This window comes from Pseudonocardia sulfidoxydans NBRC 16205 (genome assembly GCF_007989085.1).
Taxonomy (GTDB): Bacteria; Actinomycetota; Actinomycetes; order Mycobacteriales; family Pseudonocardiaceae; genus Pseudonocardia; species Pseudonocardia sulfidoxydans.
Genome location: NZ_BJVJ01000055.1, coordinates 20,776 through 39,556 on the forward strand (window position 1 = coordinate 20,776; position 18,781 = coordinate 39,556).

Annotated in this window: 18 protein-coding genes; 8 read left to right on the forward strand and 10 right to left on the reverse strand. The window is 74.7% G+C overall.

The genetic code is table 11. From position 1 onward, the window contains the following. Positions 1 to 52: 52 nt before the first annotated feature. Positions 53 to 541: a polyadenylate-specific 3'-exoribonuclease AS gene (locus PSU4_RS22155; RefSeq protein WP_147111775.1), complete on the forward strand. Its 489-nt coding sequence runs from the start codon at positions 53 to 55 to the stop codon at positions 539 to 541. 21 nt (positions 542 to 562) lie between these two features. Here the strand turns inward: PSU4_RS22155 and PSU4_RS31480 are convergent, their stop codons facing one another. Then, positions 563 to 706: a GPGG-motif small membrane protein gene (locus PSU4_RS31480; RefSeq protein ID WP_186817115.1), complete on the reverse strand. Its 144-nt coding sequence runs from the start codon at positions 704 to 706 to the stop codon at positions 563 to 565. A 162-nt stretch (positions 707 to 868) separates the two neighbouring features. Here PSU4_RS31480 and PSU4_RS22160 point away from each other — a divergent pair, with 162 nt between their 5' ends. Further along, complete coding sequence (locus PSU4_RS22160) at positions 869 to 2,257, forward strand: class II 3-deoxy-7-phosphoheptulonate synthase (RefSeq protein WP_147111778.1); 1,389 nt, start codon at positions 869 to 871, stop codon at positions 2,255 to 2,257. 8 nt (positions 2,258 to 2,265) lie between these two features. Here PSU4_RS22160 and pknB read toward each other — a convergent pair whose 3' ends face one another. Then, positions 2,266 to 3,987: a Stk1 family PASTA domain-containing Ser/Thr kinase gene (gene pknB / locus PSU4_RS22165; protein WP_186817116.1), complete on the reverse strand. Its 1,722-nt coding sequence runs from the start codon at positions 3,985 to 3,987 to the stop codon at positions 2,266 to 2,268. A 220-nt stretch (positions 3,988 to 4,207) separates the two neighbouring features. Between pknB and PSU4_RS22170 the strand changes: the two genes are divergently transcribed. Continuing rightward, positions 4,208 to 4,576, forward strand: a complete 369-nt coding sequence (locus PSU4_RS22170; protein WP_147111783.1) for an Rv2175c family DNA-binding protein — start codon at positions 4,208 to 4,210, stop codon at positions 4,574 to 4,576. On the opposite strand, the gene PSU4_RS22175 is transcribed toward PSU4_RS22170, so the two are convergent. Genes PSU4_RS22175 through PSU4_RS22190 form a run of 4 tightly spaced genes read right to left on the reverse strand, consistent with a single transcriptional unit; the run spans position 4,545 to position 9,882 of the window. Next, positions 4,545 to 5,564: a phytoene/squalene synthase family protein gene (locus PSU4_RS22175; protein WP_147111786.1), complete on the reverse strand. Its 1,020-nt coding sequence runs from the start codon at positions 5,562 to 5,564 to the stop codon at positions 4,545 to 4,547. The two genes, PSU4_RS22170 and PSU4_RS22175, sit on opposite strands and share 32 nt — an antisense overlap. Beyond that, a complete protein-coding gene (gene mptB, locus PSU4_RS22180) occupies positions 5,542 to 7,227 on the reverse strand; it encodes a polyprenol phosphomannose-dependent alpha 1,6 mannosyltransferase MptB (RefSeq protein ID WP_246115271.1) in 1,686 nt (561 codons plus the stop codon). The genes PSU4_RS22175 and mptB overlap by 23 nt, the downstream gene beginning before the upstream one ends. Positions 7,228 to 7,255: 28 nt before the next feature. Continuing rightward, the gene (crtI, locus tag PSU4_RS22185) at positions 7,256 to 8,863 is read right to left on the reverse strand and encodes a phytoene desaturase family protein (protein ID WP_222596366.1); all 1,608 of its coding nucleotides are present in this window, start codon (positions 8,861 to 8,863) and stop codon (positions 7,256 to 7,258) included. Then, entirely contained in the window at positions 8,860 to 9,882 is a 1,023-nt protein-coding gene (locus PSU4_RS22190) for a polyprenyl synthetase family protein (RefSeq protein WP_246115274.1), read from the reverse strand. The genes crtI and PSU4_RS22190 overlap by 4 nt, the downstream gene beginning before the upstream one ends. A gap of 334 nt (positions 9,883 to 10,216) precedes the next feature. Between PSU4_RS22190 and metF the strand changes: the two genes are divergently transcribed. Further along, on the forward strand, positions 10,217 to 11,122 hold the full coding sequence (gene metF / locus PSU4_RS22195; protein WP_147111789.1) for a methylenetetrahydrofolate reductase [NAD(P)H]: 906 nt from the start codon (positions 10,217 to 10,219) through the stop codon (positions 11,120 to 11,122). 21 nt (positions 11,123 to 11,143) lie between these two features. Here metF and PSU4_RS22200 read toward each other — a convergent pair whose 3' ends face one another. Then, on the reverse strand, positions 11,144 to 11,836 hold the full coding sequence (locus PSU4_RS22200) for a DUF3153 domain-containing protein (RefSeq protein WP_147111792.1): 693 nt from the start codon (positions 11,834 to 11,836) through the stop codon (positions 11,144 to 11,146). Positions 11,837 to 11,930: 94 nt separating this feature from the next. Then, entirely contained in the window at positions 11,931 to 12,533 is a 603-nt protein-coding gene (locus PSU4_RS22205; RefSeq protein WP_147111795.1) for a GNAT family N-acetyltransferase, read from the reverse strand. A gap of 356 nt (positions 12,534 to 12,889) precedes the next feature. On the opposite strand from PSU4_RS22205, the gene PSU4_RS22210 reads away from it, so the two are divergent. Further along, complete coding sequence (locus PSU4_RS22210) at positions 12,890 to 13,207, forward strand: hypothetical protein (RefSeq protein ID WP_147111798.1); 318 nt, start codon at positions 12,890 to 12,892, stop codon at positions 13,205 to 13,207. A 77-nt stretch (positions 13,208 to 13,284) separates the two neighbouring features. Next, on the forward strand, positions 13,285 to 13,896 hold the full coding sequence (locus PSU4_RS22215) for an SAV_6107 family HEPN domain-containing protein (RefSeq protein WP_147111801.1): 612 nt from the start codon (positions 13,285 to 13,287) through the stop codon (positions 13,894 to 13,896). Between the two features lie 29 nt (positions 13,897 to 13,925). Here PSU4_RS22215 and PSU4_RS22220 read toward each other — a convergent pair whose 3' ends face one another. Beyond that, complete coding sequence (locus PSU4_RS22220) at positions 13,926 to 14,804, reverse strand: ParA family protein (RefSeq protein ID WP_147111803.1); 879 nt, start codon at positions 14,802 to 14,804, stop codon at positions 13,926 to 13,928. A gap of 43 nt (positions 14,805 to 14,847) precedes the next feature. Here PSU4_RS22220 and PSU4_RS22225 point away from each other — a divergent pair, with 43 nt between their 5' ends. Further along, positions 14,848 to 15,597, forward strand: coding sequence for a class I SAM-dependent methyltransferase (locus tag PSU4_RS22225; RefSeq protein WP_246115272.1), 750 nt, complete (start codon positions 14,848 to 14,850; stop codon positions 15,595 to 15,597). Between the two features lie 344 nt (positions 15,598 to 15,941). Beyond that, entirely contained in the window at positions 15,942 to 16,340 is a 399-nt protein-coding gene (locus PSU4_RS22230; RefSeq protein WP_147111806.1) for an SCO2097 family morphological protein, read from the forward strand. Positions 16,341 to 16,560: 220 nt separating this feature from the next. Here PSU4_RS22230 and PSU4_RS22235 read toward each other — a convergent pair. Beyond that, positions 16,561 to 18,781: transglutaminase TgpA family protein (locus PSU4_RS22235; RefSeq protein ID WP_147111810.1), on the reverse strand; the 2,221-nt coding region annotated here is incomplete at its 5' end.

Sequence of the window (18,781 nt, forward strand, 5' to 3'; positions counted from 1 at the left end):
ACCTGTCCGGGCGACCGGCCGGGCGCACGAGGACCAGCCAGAACGGAACGGAATGCGGTTCTTCTACGACTGCGAGTTCATCGAGGACGGCACGACGATCGACCTGGTGTCGATCGGTGTGGTGGGCGAGGACGGACGCGAGTTCTACGCCGTCTCCACGGAGTTCGACCCGGGCCGGGCCGGGGCCTGGGTGCGGGCCAACGTGCTGCCGAAGCTCCCGTCGCCCTCGGACAGGGCGTGGCGGTCGCGTGCGGCGATCCGTTCGGACCTGCTGGCGTTCCTCACCGGTGCGCCCGGGGACGTGGAGCTGTGGGCGTGGATCGCCGCGTACGACCACGTCGCGCTGTGCCAGCTGTGGGGAGCGATGCCGGCGCTGCCGCGGGCGCTGCCCCGGTTCACCCGCGAGCTGCGCCAGCGCTGGGAGGACGCCGGGCGGCCCCCGCTGCCGCCGCCGTCGTCGGACGCCCACGACGCGCTGGCCGACGCCCGGCTCAACGTCCGGCGCTGGGAGGCCATCGAGTCGGCGGTCGCGGCCCGCTGAGCCGCGACCGCCGACCCCGCATCAGGTGAAGATGCTCACCCCGCCCGGGCCGACGAGCAGACCGACGATGATCAGCACGATGCCCCACAGCAGCTGACGACGGACGATCGCCACGATGCCGGCGACGACCAGGATGACCGCGAGGATCCAGAGGAGGGTTGCCATGCCGGAGGGGTACACCCCGAGTCCGATGTGGAATCGGTCCGTCCGGGTGACGACTGCCTCCGGTCGGAGCAGCGGCTCCACGGACGGCGTACCCCGAACGGTCGGCCGGACAGCGCCGGGCCGCGCGCCGTGCGGCTTCCGTCACGGCTTAACCTGACGGGTGTGAACTGGTCGGTCGACGCCCCCGTCGAAGTCCTGCCCGAGCTGCCGCCGCTGCCCGCGGACCTGCGCGGCCGTCTCGACGAGGCGCTCGCCCGTCCCGCGGCCCAGCAGCCCGACTGGCCCGACGCCGAGCAGGTCGCGCACGTGCGCACCGTCCTGGAGAGCGTCCCGCCCGTCACGCTGCCGGCCGAGGTCGACCGGCTCCACGAGCGGCTCGCCGACGTCGCCGACGGGCGCGCGTTCCTGCTCCAGGGCGGCGACTGCGCGGAGACGTTCGTCGACAACACCGAGCCGCACATCCGCGCGACCATCCGCACGCTGCTGCAGATGGCGATCGTGCTCACCTACGGGGCGTCGCTGCCCGTGGTGAAGCTGGGCCGCATCGCCGGGCAGTACGCCAAGCCGCGCAGCAGCCCGACCGACGCGCTGGGCCTGCCCTCCTACCGCGGCGACATCGTCAACTCCATCGTCGCCGACCCGGTCGCGCGCATCCCCGACCCGTCGCGCATGGTCCGCGCCTACGCCAACGCGAGCGCCGCGATGAACCTCGTCCGCGCGCTCACGGCCACCGGCATGGCCGACCTGTCGATGGTCCACGACTGGAACAAGGACTTCGTCCGCACCTCGCCCGCGGGGGAGCGCTACGAGGCGCTGGCCGGGGAGATCGGCCGGGCACTGCAGTTCATGGACGCGTGCGGCGTCGAGGACTACCGCATGCACACCACCGAGTTCTACGCCTCGCACGAGGCGCTGCTCGTCGACTACGAGCGCGCCATGCTGCGCCTCGACACCCGCACCGACACCCCGCGCCTCTACGACCTGTCGGCGCACTTCGTGTGGATCGGGGAGCGCACCCGCCAGCTCGACGGCGCCCACGTCGCGCTGTTCGAGCTGCTGGCCAACCCGATCGGGCTCAAGATCGGCCCGACGACCACTCCGGAGCAGGCCGTCGAGTACGTCGAGCGGCTCGACCCGCACGGCGTCCCCGGCCGGTTGACGCTGGTCAGCCGCATGGGCAACGGCAAGGTGCGCGACGTGCTCGCGCCCATCGTCGAGAAGGTCACCGCGTCGGGGCACAAGGTGATCTGGCAGTGCGACCCGATGCACGGCAACACCCACGAGTCCACGACCGGTTACAAGACCCGCCACTTCGACCGGATCGTCGACGAGGTGCAGGGCTTCTTCGAGGTGCACCGCAGCCTGGGCACGCACCCGGGCGGCATCCACGTCGAGGTCACCGGTGAGGACGTCACCGAGTGCCTGGGCGGGGCGCAGGAGATCTCCGACGCCGACCTGTCGGGCCGCTACGAGACGGCGTGCGACCCGCGGCTCAACACCCAGCAGTCACTGGAGCTGGCGTTCCTCGTGGCGGAGATGCTGCGGGGCTGAGCCCGGATTCAGAACACCGTCAACGTGATCGTGGTGCCGCGGGGCAGCGCCTCGCCCGCGTCCGGGTACTGCGCGACCACGCGGCCGTTGTCGCGGTCGCCGAAGGGGAAGTCGGACTCGGTCTCGACGTCGAACCCCGCCTCGCGCAGCGCCTGCGTGGCCTGCTCGACCCGCATCCCGACGACGTAGGGCACCTCGACGTTCTTGGGCTGCTCGCCCTTGCTCAGCACGAGGGTGACCGGCGCACCGATGGGCAGCGCGCTGCCGGCGACAGGATCGGTACGCAGGACCGCGCCCTCGGGGACGCTGTCGCTGAACTCGGTGGCCGCGACGGAACGCACCGGCGTGAGGTCGTTGTCGCGCAGCTGCTGCTCGACCGCCGCGACCGCCGCACCCGGCGCCACGGCCGGCACCACGGGCCGCCCGCTCGACACCGTCAGCGACACATGCGCGCCCCGCAGCAGCCGCGACTGCGGCGCCGGGTCGGCCTGCGCGACCACATCGGCCGCGATCGAGTCGTGGTGCTTCTCGCTGACCGTCACGACCAGGTCGGAGTCGGCCAGCAGCTTCTCCGCCGCCGACCGGTCGAGCCCGACGACCGACGGCATCGCCGTCCACCGCCCCGACCCCAGCCACCACGCCGTGCCCGCCACCGCGAGCCCGAGGACCAGCACGACCGCGATCCACAACGCCAGCCAGCGCCTGCTGCGCCTGCGGGCCGCGTGATGGGCCGGCGGTGCGGGCGGGGTGGCGTCGGGGCCGAACGGGTCGGCCACCGGGGGACGTTCCATCGTGCGCGTGCCGCTCGGCCCGGCCAGGCGCGCCGCGGGCACCGTCAGCTGCTCCTCCACGGGACGCACCGGCGGGCGCACCGGGACCTGCGGGACACCGAGGCGGTCGCGCACCGCCCGCAGCGCCGCGAGGAACGCCGCCGCGTCGGGCGGGCGGGCCGCCGGGTCGCGCCGGGTGGCGGCCAGGACCAGCTCGTCGAGCTCCGGGGGGACGTCGCCCGCCACCTGCGACGGGGCCGGGACGTCCTCGTTGACGTGGCGCAGCGCCACCGTGATCGGGACGTCGGCCACGTACGGCGGGGAGCCGGTGAGCAGCTCGTAGAGCACGATCCCGGCGGAGTAGACGTCGCTGCGGGCGTCGGCCGCGCCGCTGGCCACCTGCTCGGGGGACAGGTAGGCGAGCGTGCCCATGATCATGCCCGCGTGGCTCGCCCCGCTCTGCGCGGCCGCGGTGACCAGGCCGAAGTCGGCGACCTTCACCTCGCCGTTCTCCGAGATCAGCACGTTCTCGGGCTTCACGTCGCGGTGCACCATGCCGAGGCGGTGCGCCTCGGCCAGCCCCGCCAGCACCGGCTCCATGACCGCGAACGCCGTGGGCACGCCGACCGCACCCCGCACCCGCAGCACATCGCGCAGCGTGCCGCCCTGCACCAGCTCCATGACCAGGAACAACGCACCGTCCGGGCCGTCGCCCTGGTCGTGCACGTCGACCACGGCCGGGTGGTCGATCCGGGCCGCGAGCCGGGCCTCGCGCTCGAAACGGGTCCGGAACGCGGGGTCGGCCGCCATGCCGCCGTCCATCACCTTGATCGCGACGGGACGGTCCAGCCGGGTGTCGACGCCGTGGTAGACCGTCGACATGCCGCCCTTGGCGATCACCCCGCCGACGCGGTAGCGCGCGTCCAGCAGCGCACCTGCGAATCCGGTCGGGGCGTTCACCCCCCGACGGTACCGTCCGGTCGGACGCTGCCCGCCATCGCCGCTGTTGTGGCATCCTTTCGCGCTGTGAGTGAGCGTCAGCGAACGAACCGACGGCACAGCGTGTCCGCGAAGCGTCGGCCGAGCTTTGGCGAGGCCGGACGATGAGTGAGCGTCAGCGAACGAACCGACGGCACAGCGTGTCCGCGAAGCGTCGGCCGAGCTTTGGCGAGGCCGGACGGTGAGTGAGGTATCGGGTGCCGAGTCGGTGCTCTCCGATGATGTCGTGACCGTTCCGGTCGCCGACGTCGCCCAGAAGTTGTCCGTCCCCGTCTCCCGTGTGCACCAGCTGGTGCGCGACGGGCAGCTGTTGTCGCTGCGCCGCGAGAAGGCCACAGTGGTTCCCGCGGACTTCCTCGACGACGAGCACGGGATCGTGAAGGGGCTCAGCGGCACCATCACTGTGCTGCGCGACGGCGGCTACCCCGACGAGGACATCCTGCGCTGGCTGTTCGCCGACGACGACTCGCTGCCGGGCACGCCTGTCGCGGCTCTGCGGGCCGGGCGGCACAAGGAGGTCAAGCGTCGCGCGCAGGCGATGGCGTTCTGACCCGGTCGTCGTTCCTGGTGGCGTGGAACGGTGTCCGCGCCGCCACCGCCCTGACCAGGCCCGGCAGCGCGACGGTCGCGCGCCGGGCGGTGCCGACGCGTACCCGGCGGTGCAGCACGGCGTCGTAGCCGGCGTCGGCGACGCGGTCGAGGATGCCCCCGTAGAGGGTCGCGGCCGCGCCGATGCACGCCCGTGACACCGGCTCGAGCATCCCGATCCCGGGTGCGGCGCGCCGGTACACCGCGCGGGTGCGGGCGACGAGGTGCGCGATCGCGGCCCGGACCCGCGGGTCGTGGGCGCGCCGGTGCCGGCACCAGTGGAGCAGGTCGCGGTCGACTCCGAACGCGGCCAGCTCGTCGGCGGGCAGGTAGACCCGGCCACGGTCGAGGTCGTCGCCGACGTCGCGCAGGAAGTTGGTCAGCTGGAACGCGACGCCCAGTGCGGCGGCGTGGGGTTCGGCGGCCTCGCGGGGGACGACGGTGCCCAGGATCGGCACCATCTGCAGCCCGATGACGGCGGCCGAGCCGTGCATGTAGCGGGCCAGGTCGTCGTAGGTCGCGTACTCGGTGACCGCGGTGTCCATCCGCATCGACGCGAGGAAGTCGCGGAAGTGGACGGGGTCGATGTCGTAGCGGTGGGCGGTGTCGGCGAGGGCGAGCAGGACGGGCGCAGCGGCCGGCCCGGCGTCGGTTCCGGGGTCGGCACGGGTGAGGGCGGCTTCCAGGGCTCGGCCGAGTGCGTCGATGCCCGCTGCCCGGTCGGTCGCGCAGCGGCCGTCGGACAGGTCGTCGACGATCTCGTCGGCGAACCGGGCGAACCCGTACAGGGCGTGCACGGCGGGCCTGCGTTCGGGGGGCAGCAGCCGCGTCGCGAGGAAGTAGGTGCGCCCGTGCGCGGCGTGCAGGGCACGGCACGCCGCGTACCCGGCGCGCAGGCCCGGGTCGTCCAGGCCCGCGGCGTCGAGCTCAGCTCGGCCGCTGCCCGGCACCGGTCGCCGTCACGGGATCGCCCGGCTTCTCCGACAACGCCACCGGCGAGTGCCGGCCCGGGCCGAGGGGGTCGGGCCGGTGCAGCGACCAGGCGGCCAGCAGGCACCCGAGCGCGCAGACCGCGAGGTAGCCCCAGTTGTAGAGCGCGTCCTCGCCGTTGGGGTAGTAGACGATCACGAGCCACAACGAGCCCGCGACCAGCCACGACAGGTGCTTGCGCGACCACGGTGCCATGGCGAGGAACGCGATGCCCCAGCTGAGGTACCAGGGCAGTGTCGCGGGGGACAGGACGGCGACGGCGAGCAGGACGATCCCGGCCCGGCGCAGCGCATCGGGTCCGCCGTCGCGGGCGGCGAGCCACTGCTTGACCGCGATCCACACCAGCAGCGCCGCGCCCACGATCCGCGCGACGTTGATGAACGGCTGCTTGGGCACCGTGAACACGAGGTTGATCACCCAGTGGACCAGTTCGCCCGCGCCCGTCGGCCAGGACAGCCAGTTCACGATCATCGACGGTGCGCTGAGCGCGGGCAGCCAGCCCAGCCCGACACCTGCGGCCACGCTGATCAGGCCGAACGTCACGACGAAGACGCCGAGGCCGGCGCCGATGGCCTTGACGATGCGGACCGTGCGTGTGGGGCCGGGCATCTGCATCGCCCAGATCAGCACGACGAACGGGAGGGCGACCGCGGCACTTGCCTTGACGGCCATCGCAGCGCTGACGATCACGATCGCGAGCAGGCACTTCCCGCGCAGCGCGAACAGTCCGCCGACGGCGAGCAACCCCATGACCAGCAGGTCGTTGTGGCCGCCGCCGACCATGTGGATGATCATCAGGGGGTTGGCGACCGCGACCCACAGGGCCACCGGCACCGAGCCGCCCATGCGGCGGGTGAGCTCGGGCAGCGCCCAGACCAGCATGACCAGCCCGAGACACAGCATCAGCCTCATGAGGATGACGCCGAGGATGATGTTGTTGCCTGCGAGCGCGGCGGTGCCCTTGGCCAGCAGGATGAACAGCGGCCCGTAGGGCGCCGGGGTGTCCTGCCAGAAGAAGTGCACGTTGTCGGTGAAGACGCCCGGCATCACGTCCGGTCCGACCGCGTAGGGGTCGAAGCCGTGCAGCGGGAGGGCGCCCTGCGCGAGGTAGCTGAAGACGTCGCGGGTGAACAGGGGTGGCGTCACCAGCATGGGGATGAGCCAGACCACCGCGGTGGAGAGCACCGCGCGCCCGCCCACACGTCCGGCGAGGACGTCGCGTCCCAGCCGGATCCACGCCCAGGCCAGCAGCACGACACCGATGTAGACGAGCGCCGTCGCGATCTCGGAGCCGTGGCCGTAGCGCCAGAACCCGACGGGGGAGTTGGTCAGCCAGGGGTCGCGGATCAGGGTGCCGCCCGCGCCGAAGCCGCCGACGAGCATCAGCAGCGACGCGCCCAGGCCCAGCAGCAGCGGGCCGCGGGGTGGGTTGCCGAAGCGGGAGCGGCGTGCCGCGGGTGCCGGGTCGTGGCCGTCGGGGGTGGTCTGCGAGGTCTCCGGGAGCGTCGCGGCCGGGCGCACCGTGGCCGGCTCCGCCGTCGGCTGGGCGGACGACACCGCTTCCGATGTCGTCGGCTCGGGCGCCGCCGGCCGGGGGACCGGGGTGGAGGGCTGGGCGGTCATGTCGGCGCCCATGCTCGCACGCCTGCCGTCAAGGCCGTGTCGGGACCCTGCGGTCCCGCGCCGTGGTGCCCCGCGACCACGGTGGCGAGGTGGTGGCGCTGCGGCGTCGCGACGGCCCGGTGATCCGTTCCGCGGCGAGCCGCCCCGACAGCACCACCGGCGGGATGCCGACGCCCGGCGTCGTCCCGCAGCCGGCGAGCACCACGTTGTCGAGGCCGCGCACCAGGTTGCGCGGGCGGAACGGGCCCGTCTGCGCGAGCGTGTGGGCCAGCGAGAACGGGGTCCCCGCGCCGAGGCCCTGCGCGGCCCAGTCGGCGGGCGTGACCAGCTGCGACACCTCGATCGACGACGACAGGTCGCCCCAGCCGCGTTCGGCCAGGACGCCGAGGAGTTCGTCGCGGTAGGCCGGGCCGACGCGTGGCCAGTCGATCGACGACGTCACCGTGTTCGGGCACGGCGCGAGCACGAACAGCAGGTCGCGGCCGTCGGGGGCGAGGCCGGGGTCGGTCGCGGACGGCCGCGTCACGAGCAGCGACGGGTCACGCATCAGCCGGCCCCGGTCGATGACCTCCTCGAACGTCTCGTCCCACGCGTCGCCGAAGGAGATCGTGTGGTGCGCACTCGTGTCCGGGGTCGCGTCGAGGCGGCGGTCGAGTCCCGCGTGCAGCACGACCGCGCTCGGCGACCAGCGCAGCGGCACCGGCCGGCGCGGCGGACGGCCCAGCAGCCGGTGCACGACCGGGAGATCGGGGGTCAGCACGACGGCGTCACAGCCGAGCCTGTCCAGGTCGTCGCCGTTGCCGTCGCTCGCGCGGTGGCGCACGGCGTCGACCCGGCCCGACCGCCGGTCCAGCCCGGCCACCGTGCGCCCGTACAGGATCCGCCCGCCCGCCGACGTCACGGCGGCGGCCAGCGCCGCGCCCAGCGTGCGCATGCCGCCGCGCGGGAACCACACCCCCGCCACCGTGTCCATGTAGGCGATCACGCCGTAGGCGCCCAGCGCGTGCCGCGGCGCCACCCCCGCGTACAGCGACTGGAAGGAGAAGACGCGGCGCAGCCGCTCGTCGGGAATCCGGCGTGCCACCTGCGGGCCCAGCCGACCGAACCCGCCCGCCGCCGCCAGTCGCGCCAGGTCCGGGACCAGCAGGTCGAGCGGGGAGTCCAGGTTCGCGCCGATGAACGTGTCGATCTCCGACCGGTACAGCCGCGTCAGCCACGCCCGCAGATCGCGGTACCCGGCCGCCGCCTCGGGGCCGCACGTGCGGCGCACCTCGGCCTCCATCGCCTCGCCGTCGGTGTGGACGTCGATGACCGAACCGTCGGCGAACCGGGCCCGGTAGGCCGGGTCCAGCGCGACGAGGTCCAGCCGGTCGGCCATCCGCTCCCCGACGGCGGCGAACGCCTCCTCGACCAGCTCCGGCATCGTGAGCACCGTCGGGCCCGTGTCGACGCGGAACGTCCCCGACGGGCCCTCCAGGTCGAGTGCCCCGGCCCGGCCGCCCGGGCCGGTGTCGCGCTCGACGACCGTCACGTCGCGGCCCGCGCCCAGCAGGTGCAGCGCCGCGCACAGACCCGACAGGCCCGCACCCACGACCACGACGTGATCGGACGGGCCGGGCAGCGTCCGGGGGCTCACCGTCGGCGTCGGGTCGCGCGGTCGGCGAGGTCGGCGAGCATCGCCGCGGCGGGCTCGGCCACGTCCGCGCCGTCGAGGGCGTCGAGCGCCGACGTCGTCAACGTCGCGATCCGGTCCTCGACCGCGTCGGTCGCGCCCAGGTCGACGAGGACCTGCCGGACCCGGTCGACCCCGGCGTCGTCGAGGTCGGCGTCGCCCAGCGCCTGCGTGACCACCTGCGCCGCCGCCGCGTCGCCGCGTTCGTCGGCCCGCTCCAGCGCGAGCGCCACCAGCAGCGTCCGCTTGCCCTCGCGCAGGTCGTCGCCCGCCGGTTTGCCCGTGACCTCCGGGTCGCCGAAGACGCCGAGCATGTCGTCGCGCAGCTGGAACGCCACGCCGACGTCGGCGCCGAAACGGCGGTACGCGTCGGTCAGGGCATCGTCGGCCCCGGCGAGGGCCGCACCGATGTGCAGGGGCCGTTCCACCGTGTACGCCGCGGTCTTGAAGCGGTTGACCCGCATCGCCGACGCGCTCGTGGTGTCGGCCCGGGCCTGCGCCAGCACGTCGAGGTACTGCCCGCACAGCACCTCCGTGCGCATCGCCCGCCACGGCTCGCCCGCCCGGGCCAGCGCCGCCGCGTCGAGCCCGGAGCCCTGCAGCATGTCGTCGGCCCACGCCAGCGCCAGGTCGCCCAGCAGGATGGCCGCCGCCGCCCCGAACCGTTCCGCTTCTCCCGTCCAGCCCGCGTCGCGATGGCGCGCCGCGAACTCCACGTGCACCGTCGGGCACCCGCGGCGGGTCGCGGAGGCGTCGATGTAGTCGTCGTGGACCAGCGCGCACGCCTGCAGCAGCTCCAACGCGCTCACCGCGCGCAGCACCACCCCCGCCCGGGCCGGGTCCCCGCCCGCGCCGCGCCAGCCCCACCAGGCGAACGTCGGCCGGATCCGTTTGCCGCTGCCCAGGACGAAGCGCTCCAGCACCTCGACGGCGCCGTCGACCTCGGGCGCGACCGCCGCCGCGTCACGACGGCGCTCGGCCAGGCAGGCCGCGAGCTCGCTCTCGACGGCCGCGGGAACGTCGGCGTCCGCGCGGGCGAGGACCTGCCGCGGGTCCGTGGGGTCGGCGGGGTCCGGGGCATCGACGCCCGACGCGGGGGACCGCGTCAGATCGAGGTCGGCGGCGCCGGAACGGGCCGTCAACCCGGTCCCCGGCCGCTCGCGATGGTCATGGGCACGACCCGAGACTATCGGCGGTTCCACGGCTCGGCGCGGCGACGGGAGCGCCCGGCGATCCGGACCAACCGGACGTGGCGCCCTCGCGTCGTCGCCGCACAGGGCCGGTGATGGGCGGCGGCCCTGGCCGTACCCTGTGCCGGTGAGCACCACCCCAGCCCCACGCGCGACGGTGGTCGACCGGCTCGACGTCGACCACCCCCTCTTCTCCGTGGAGTTCTTCCCGCCCAAGGACGCCGCGGGCGAGGCCCAGCTGTGGGGCGCGATCCGGCGCCTCGAGCCGCTCGACCCGGCATTCGTCTCCGTCACCTACGGGGCCGGGGGCACCAGCCGCGACCGGACGATCCGCACCACCGAGCGCATCGCCTCCGACACGACGCTCGTCCCGATGGCGCACCTCACCGCCGTCGCCCACTCCCGCGCCGAACTGCGCCACGTCATCGGGTCCTATGCCGCCGCGGGCGTACGCAACGTCCTCGCCGTGCGCGGCGACCCTCCCGGCGACCCGTTGGGCGACTGGACCCCGCACCCCGACGGCCTCACCTACGCCGACGAGCTCGTCACCATGGTGCGCAGCCTGGGCGACTTCTGCGTCGGCGTCGCGGCCTTCCCCTACGGCCACCCGCGCTCGGTCGACGCCGACACCGACTTCGAACACCTCGTCGCCAAGATCCGGGCCGGTGCCGACTTCGCCATCACGCAGCTCTTCCTCGAACCCGGCGGGTTCCTGCGGCTGCGCGACCGGCTCGACGCCGCGGGCTGTCACGTCCCGCTGCTGCCCGGGATCATGCCGCTCACGACGGTCCGCACCCTGCACCGCGGCCCCGAGCTCTCCGGTGCCCCGCTGCCCGAGGACCTCGTCGCCCGGCTCGACCGGTTCGCCGACGATCCCGTCGCGTTCCGCGCCGCGGGCATGGACGCCACGGCCGAGCTGTGCGAGAAGCTCCTCGCCGAGGGCGTGCGCGGGCTGCACTTCTACACGCTCAACCGCTCACCGGCGACGGTCGAGCTCGTCGGCCGTCTCGGGCTGGCGGCGGCGCGCTCGTAGCCTGCGCCCCGCCGGGACGGGTCAGCGCCCCGACGGGGTGAGCGGGGGGTTGCGGGTGCGGCGGGCCAGCTGCACCACACCCACCGACGCCGCCAGCACCACCAGCCCCAGTCCGACCGTCCACGCTGTGGCCGACGGGGCGTCCGGGTCGTCGTAGGCCACCGACGCCCGCACATCGCCCACCTGGCCCGGCGTGAACGTCCAGCTGATCGTGCCGGAGTCGGTGTCGCCGTTGGTGTCCAGCACCTCGCCGGGCACACTGATCTTGAGCTGGAAGTCCGCCTTGTCGACGGCGATCGTCGTCAGGTCGACCTTGCCGGTGACCAGGACCCGGTTGCCCGCCCGGCGCAGCGTCAGCTCCGTGCGCTGCTGCCCCACCGGCCCGGCGACCGCGGCCAGCTCCGACACCTGGTCGAACGACAACCCCGAGAACCGCAGCAGCGACCCCGTGTAGCCGTCCTGCCGGTAGTCGGACACGTCGATCTTGTCGCTGATGTCCTCGGGCAGCGTCAGCGCCGGGCCGCGGTCGTCGGGGGAGGTCTGCGGCGTCGCGACGACGATCTCCCCGGTGACCGTGTCGTCGGGCTGCAGGGCCAGCGCCGTCCGCACCCGGGCGCACCCGCCGAGGGCCCCGAGCACGAGCACCGCCAGCAACACGACGGCCAGCACACGACGGCGGGGGGAGCGGACGCCTGCGACGGGCGGGGACTGCATGCGGCCATCGTGCCATCGGGTCGCCCGCGCGCCGTGACGGCGGGGCCCCGTGTCCCGCACCGGCTTTGCGTGCCGTGTGCCGCACAGGGTGCGGTCAGGTCGGTGGGCCCTGGGGCGCACCGGTGTCCGGCGGGTCCAGCGGCAGCGTGCGGCCCAGGACCGCGAACGGACGTGCGTCGCCGGTGAACCGGTGGTGGCGCAGCACGTCGACGAACCCGGTCCGGCGGTACAGCCGCCACGCCCGGCCCGGCGGCCGCTCGCCGTACTCCGGCGTCGACAGCAGGACCCGGCTGTGCCCGGTGTCGGTGAGCAGCGCCCGCAGCAGACCCTCGCCCAGCCGCGCGCCCTGCGTGTCGGGCCGGACGTGCAGCTCGGTCAGCTCGAGGTAGTCCGACAGCCACAGCGACGCCGCCGGGTCGTCGTCCAGCCCGCGGCGCACCTCGTCGTACCACCACTGCCCGGCCCCGCCGGAGTAGCCGTAGGCGATGCCGACGAGCGCACCGGCCGCGTCGAGCCAGCCCACCGCACGCCATCCCGGCCGGCGCCCGTGGTCGAGCCAGAGGCTGCGGCGCTGGCGGGCGGTGCTGCGCGGGTAGCCCATCGCAGCGACGTAGACGGCCAGCGCCTCGTCGACCCGCGCGGCGAACTCGACCGGTCCGAGCTGGACGAGCCGGTGCCGCGGGGGTGCGGCGGTCATCGGTGGGCCCGATCCCGTGCGGGCGCGGACGCGGCGGTCGGCCGCACCCGACGGGGGTGCGGCGAGGGTGGGTGGTCCGGGCCGTGCACCGCGCCATCTCATCACGTCGCCCGGTGCCCGTGCAGGGGCGGGCAGCCCGACTTGACGCCACGAAAGGGGGCGGCTCTACTGGAACGGTCGAACATGTGTTCGATATGATGGTCCGGTCGCGTCGACCGGCGAGCGAAGGGAAGCGCTCGCCGGCGGCGTGGCCCGGAAGGGGTCGTGAGAAGCATGGTCGAGGTGAGGGCGCCGTCGAGGCCGGACCCGGGCGGGCCGGTGGCCGGTGCGGCGGCCACTGCACGGGGCGGGCCGCGATGAGCGGGTTCAGTCGCGTGTTCGGGCCGCGCCAGCCGATGCCGATCCAGGTCCGCTGGCAGGACGGAGAACCCGTCGAGTTCTCGCGCAGACCGGTGCGCCGCGGGCCGCGCTACCTGATCACCGACGTGCGGGAGCGCTGGATCGAGGAGTCGCCGTGGCCGTTCCCGTCGCCGATGCCGATCGGTGGCGACAGGTTGCGCTGCTGGCGGGTCACGGCCCGGTCGGCGGAGGAGCCGCACGCGCCGGAGATCGAGTTCGTGCTGCGGATGCGGGCGGGGCCGGGCGTGTGGGACCTCGTGCGGGTGCCGAGATGAGCTCGCCGGTACGGGTTGCGGCGGCTGCGGTGCAGGTGGGCGGGAACGACGGGAACGGCACGGAAGGGGTGACGACGGTGGACCACGTACTCGAGCACCTGCGGGAGCAGGCAGCCGGCCGGGAGCGCGACCGCGAGGACGGCCGCACACCGGGGCAGACGGTGCTGCCGTTCGTCCCCGGGCCGCGGCGGTCGCGGCAGGCCGGACGAGGCCGGGGTGGGGAAGCCCCGGCACGTCCCGCCGCCACGGGCCGCCGCGCCGGATCCGACGGCACGCGCGGCGCGCGGCCGCCGCGGCGCACACCGCCGGCCGCACCGCCCACGTCACGGCACGGGAGCGCGCTGCTGCGCCAGGCGCAGGAGGGGTTGGCCGAGGCCCGCACCCTGGACGACCCGTTGCGCCGCTACCCGGCCGCCTACCTGTCGGCGCTGCGCGCGGCCGCCGCGGTGCTCGCGGTGCGGGCGCGTCCGCAGCCGCGCCGGGGCGCCACCCGCAACGTGTGGGACCTCCTCGCCGGGGTGGCGCCGGAGCTGGGGGAGTGGGCCGCGTTCTTCGCGTCCTGCTCCGCGACGCGGGCCGCCGCCGAGGCCGGGATCGCACGCCTGGTGAGCCGGCGCGACGCCGACGACCTGCTGCGTCAGGCGGAGCATTTCGTCGCGCTCGTCGCGGCCGACATCCCCGGCCGATGACAGCGCACGTACCTCGGCGTGGGGTGGGGTCAGGAGATCGGGGGAGGGGGCGAGGTGCCGCGGCCGGAGCTGCGCCCGCTGCGCAGCACCCGGGCCAGCAACGTCGTGAACACCGCCGAGACCTCGCGCGCCCCCGGGGTGTCCCACGCCTGGATCGGCAGGCACGCCCCCTGCGCCTGCTGCACGGCCGAACGGTCGGGCACGACGCCGCTGAACACGAGCGGCCCGAAGATCTCCCGCAGCTCGGAGATGCGGTACTCGTGCTCGGCGTTGCGGGGACGGACCCGGTTGATCAGCACGCCCAGCGGCTGCAGCTCGGGGTTGCCGCGGTGGCGTTCGGTGTGCACCGCGTCGAACGCCCGCTGCACACCCGACACCGCGAACATCGTCGGATCGGTCACCAGGATCGCCCGCTGCGCCGCCGTCAGCGCGCTGCGGGTGAGCTGCCCCAGCGAGGGCGGACAGTCCACGACCACCAGCCGGTAGGCGTCGGGATCGTCGGGGTCGTACCCCGCGGCGTGCCCGATCGGGTCGTCGTCGTCCGGGTCGGCGTCCGGCAGGTCGTGCAGCCGCGACAGCGCCCGCGCCAGCCGGTTGAGCTGCTTCGGGCCCGGATCGGGGTGGTTGTGCCGCTCCGTCTGCTCCGCCCCGACGACGACGTCGAGACCCTCACCCCACCCGCTGGGCGCGATGGCCCGGTGCAGCACGGAACGTCGCGGATCGTCGAGCACGTCGGCGATGGTCGCCGTCGTGGGCTCGACGTCGAGGGCGATGGTGGCGTTGGCCTGCGGGTCGAGGTCGACCAGCAAGGTCCGGATGCCGTGGTGCAGGGCCGCGCCCGCGAGACCGAGGGCGACAGTGGTCTTCCCGACACCGCCCTTGAGGCTCAACGTGGCGACGACGTGCACGCGATCAACTTACTCCGTCGTGCCGACCACTACGCTGCGGTCCGTGACTGCGGCGGCGGGAGATCTGCTCGGTGCGTCCGGCGGCAGCCGGGTGGGCCGAGCTCTCGAGACGGAGCTGGATCGAGTCCGGGCGGCGCACCCCGCCCGCCGACCACTGGTGGTCGACGTGGGCGGCGGAAGCGGCGCGTGGGCGGTACCGCTCGCGGCCGCGGGCTGCACGGTGACGGTCGTCGACAGCAGCCCCAACGCGCTCGCCGCCCTGCAGCGGCGGGCCCGTGAGGCGGGCGTCGGCGAACACGTGACCGCGGTGCAGGGCGACGTCGACGCCCTCACCGAGTGCATCGAGCCCGGCAGCGCCGACCTGGTGCTGGGTCACGGGCTGCTCGAGGTCGTCGACGACGCGCACGGCGCGGTCGCCGCCCTCAGGGCGGCCGCCGCCCCCGGCGCCGCGGTGTCCGTGCTGGTGGCGGGCCGGACCGCCGCGGTGCTCACCCGTGTCCTCGCGGGCCGGCTCGCCGAGGCGCGCGCAGTCCTCACCGACACCGACGGCCGCTCCGGCCCCGACGACAAGCTCCGCCGCCGCCTCGACGGCCCCGGCCTGCGCGCGCTGCTCGACGGCGCGGGTCTCGTCGTGGAGGTCGTCCAGGGCGACGGTGTGCTCGACGGCTGGCTTCCCGGCTCCGTCCGCGACGGCGGCGCGGTCGAGGTCGCCGAGCTCGAGGCGCTCGCGGCCGGGGTGCCGGCCCTGCGCGAGGTCGCCACCCGGCTGCACGCCCTCGCCCGCCGTCCCTGACCCTGACCCTGACCAGCGCGATGCCCGCCGTGTCGGGCGCGGCGCCCGGGTCGCCCGGCCGGTGCCCGGGTCCGTGACGGATCTCCGGTGCGACGGCGGACCTCCGGTGCGACGGCGGACCTCCGGTACGACGACGGCGGACCTCCGGTGCGACGACGGGGTCGCCGACAGGGCGAACGGCGCGAGCCGTTCGAAGATCGGACAGTCGTGTTGGATACTCCGGCTAGTGGACCAGGCGTCGGACTCGTATCCTCTGCACTAGACGCCCACCCTGGGCGCTCGTCGTGTCGTTCCGGCACCATGGAAGATGACCCGACCGAACATCGTGTGCCGGAGGCGAAGACATGCCCCTCTCCGAGCACGAGCAGCGACTGCTCGACCAGATCGAGCGTGCTCTCTACGCCGAGGACCCCAAGTTCGCATCGTCCGTACGCGGCGGCCGACTGCGCAAACCGACCCGCCGCAGGCGCCTCCAGGGCGTCCTGGTGTTCCTGCTCGGCCTCGTACTGCTCGTCGTCGGGGTGGCCGTCCGCGCGTTGTGGCTGGCCAGCAGCTTCCCCGTCCTGAGCGTCGTGGGCTTCCTGCTGATGCTCGGCGGCGCGGTCCTGGCCGTGACCTCGGTGGGCGCGAGCGGCACCCAGGCCCAGCAGGGCGGCAAGAACACCCCGCAGCAGGCCCAGGAACGCGGCGGCATCACCGGGAAGATGGAGGAGCGCTTCCGGCGGCGCTTCGAACAGGAATGACCTGACGTTCCGGGACCGATGTCCCGCTCGACGGCGACCCCACCGGGGTCGCCGTCGTCGTCTTTGCGGAGCTGTCCCGCGCGCGGACGTCATCCGGGCGCAACCTGACTGCTGCGTTCAGACCCGGATAGGACCGTGAGGTTGCGCACGGATCGTCGGGCGCAACCTCACCGCTGTTCAGAGCACCCACGACCACCGTGAGGGCGCGCGGACGGACGCCTCAGGCGGGGGTGGGTTCCGTCGCGGCGGGCGCGGAGCGGCGGGAGGTCACCGAGCGGGGGAAGAGCCTGCGGCCCAGCCCGACCGGGGTGCCCTCGGCCATCGCCGCCCGGACGGTGCCGACGGCCGCCGTGAGGACGGCGCCGTCGGCCTGCGGCGGGGCGCCGGCGTAGCGGGCAGCCTCCACCTCGGTGACCAGCTCGCGCAGGGCGTCGCGGGCGGGGTCGCCGAAACTGTGCGCGCTCACCAGCCGCCGGGCGGCGCCGCGGACGGTGTCGGTGTCGGGGATCGTGACACCGCGGTCGGTCGACTCGGCCACGATCTCGGCCCAGGCCTGTTCAGCGGCGTCGGGCCCACCCCCACCGGCGGCGGCGAGCCGGCGTCGGCGTTGCCCGCGCCGCAGCAGCGAGGGCAGGACGAGCGCGGCGATCACCAGCAGGCCGACGACCGCCAGGAGCGGGATGGTCCAGGACGTCGACTCCTGCGCGGCGGGCTCGGGCTGGTCGGGGGTGAGGGGCTGGTCCTGCGGGGCGCCGGCGTCGGGCCCGTTGTCGGGGGTCGGGTCGGCGTCCTGCGGGGTGGCGGGTTGGGGGTCGGCGCCGCCCTGGTCGCGGGCCTGCTGCACGTAGGCGGGGACGATGGTGCGGCCGTCGGCGAGCGGGGTGGGGTCGAAGGCGGTCCAGCCGTAGCCGGCGAAGTAGACCTCGACCCACGCGTGGGCGTCGGAGCTCGTGATCAGCCGGTGGTCGCCGTCGACGGTGCCGCCGGTGAACCCGACGGCGACGCGGGACGGGACACCCACCGTCCGGAGCATGACGGCCATCGCGGTGGCGAACTGTTCGCAGTAGCCGGTGCGGCCCTGGGTGAGGAAGTCGACGAGCGCGTCGTCGCCGGTGCCGGGGGCCGTCTGCAGGCTGTAGTGGAACTGCGTCGACGGGCCGGTGAAGAAGTCGGTGACGGCCATGGCCTTGTCGAAGGCGTTGACGCGGCCCCGGGTCACCTCGGCGGTCAGCTCGCCGACGCGGGGATCGACGCCGGCGATGTTGAGGTATCCGATGTCGACGGCGCCGGTCGCGGCGGTCGCGGCGCGCAGCTCCTCCGCGGAGGGGGTGCTGAGCACCGCGGACTGGGTCCAGCCGCTCTCCTCACGCTGGCGGGTGCTGTAGGCGATACCGGAGGTCGGGTCGAACGACCACTCGTCGGACAGGCCGTCGATGCGTTGCGGGGTGCCGTAGAGGGGCAGCCAGTAGTCGCGGAAGCCGACGTTCTCGACGCCGACGGTGGCGCGTTCGGCGTTGCCGGTCGGCAGGTCGGGCAGGTCGGCGTCGCCGATGCGGACGCCGGGCGCGGGCGCGGTGGCGACGAAACCGCGGTCGGCGGCGAAGTCGCGCAACGTGAGTGCCCGCATGTACTGGGCCGTGGGCAGGCCGGAGACCTCGAAGAGGTCGGTGGGGGTGCCGCGGGTGAGCTGACCGCGCAGCGCGGTGAACGGGTTGAGCCCGATGGCGCCGGTGGCCCCGGCGTTGCCGCTGGAGAAGCGGCCGGTGGTGCCGACGGCGGTGAACAGCGACCCGGCCAGCAGCGCGACGACCACGGCGGCGGCGGTCATGACGACACCGGCGGGGAGCTGGCGGCGGGCGCCGCGGCGGGTGAGCAGAAGCAGGGCGAACCCGGCGGCGGGCCCGACGACGGCCCACCACGGCAGCAGCTGGCCGGTGAGCGCGGTGGGGACGGCGTAGACGGCGAGCAGCGGGACGCCGGCGGCGGCGGGTGCCTGCCCGACGACGGCGATGAGCTGCACGACGACGGCGACGAGACCGAGGGCGACCGTCGTCAGCAACAGGATTTCCGGGGTGCCCGCGATGGGCGGGACACCGGCGCCGATCTGTTCGCCCGCCCCGGCGACGAGCCGGCCGAGCTCGGCGAAAGCGGCGGGGCCGGGCCACCACTCGGGGGTGAATGCGACGACGACGTACTCGAGGACGGCGACGAGGGCGACGACGGCGCCGATGACGGCGTGGGTTCGGCGCAGCGCGAGCCCGACGACGACGCAGACGGCGATGACCCCGGCGGCGTGCCCGAGCCAGCCGAGTCCGGAGACGACGGCGGCGATGGGCGCGGCGGCGAGCAGGACGGCGACGCCGGCGGCGACGGCGACGAGGGGGCCCGCGCGGCGCGGTGCGGGCCGGGCGGGCGGCCGTCGGTCCGTGGGGGAGGGGGGC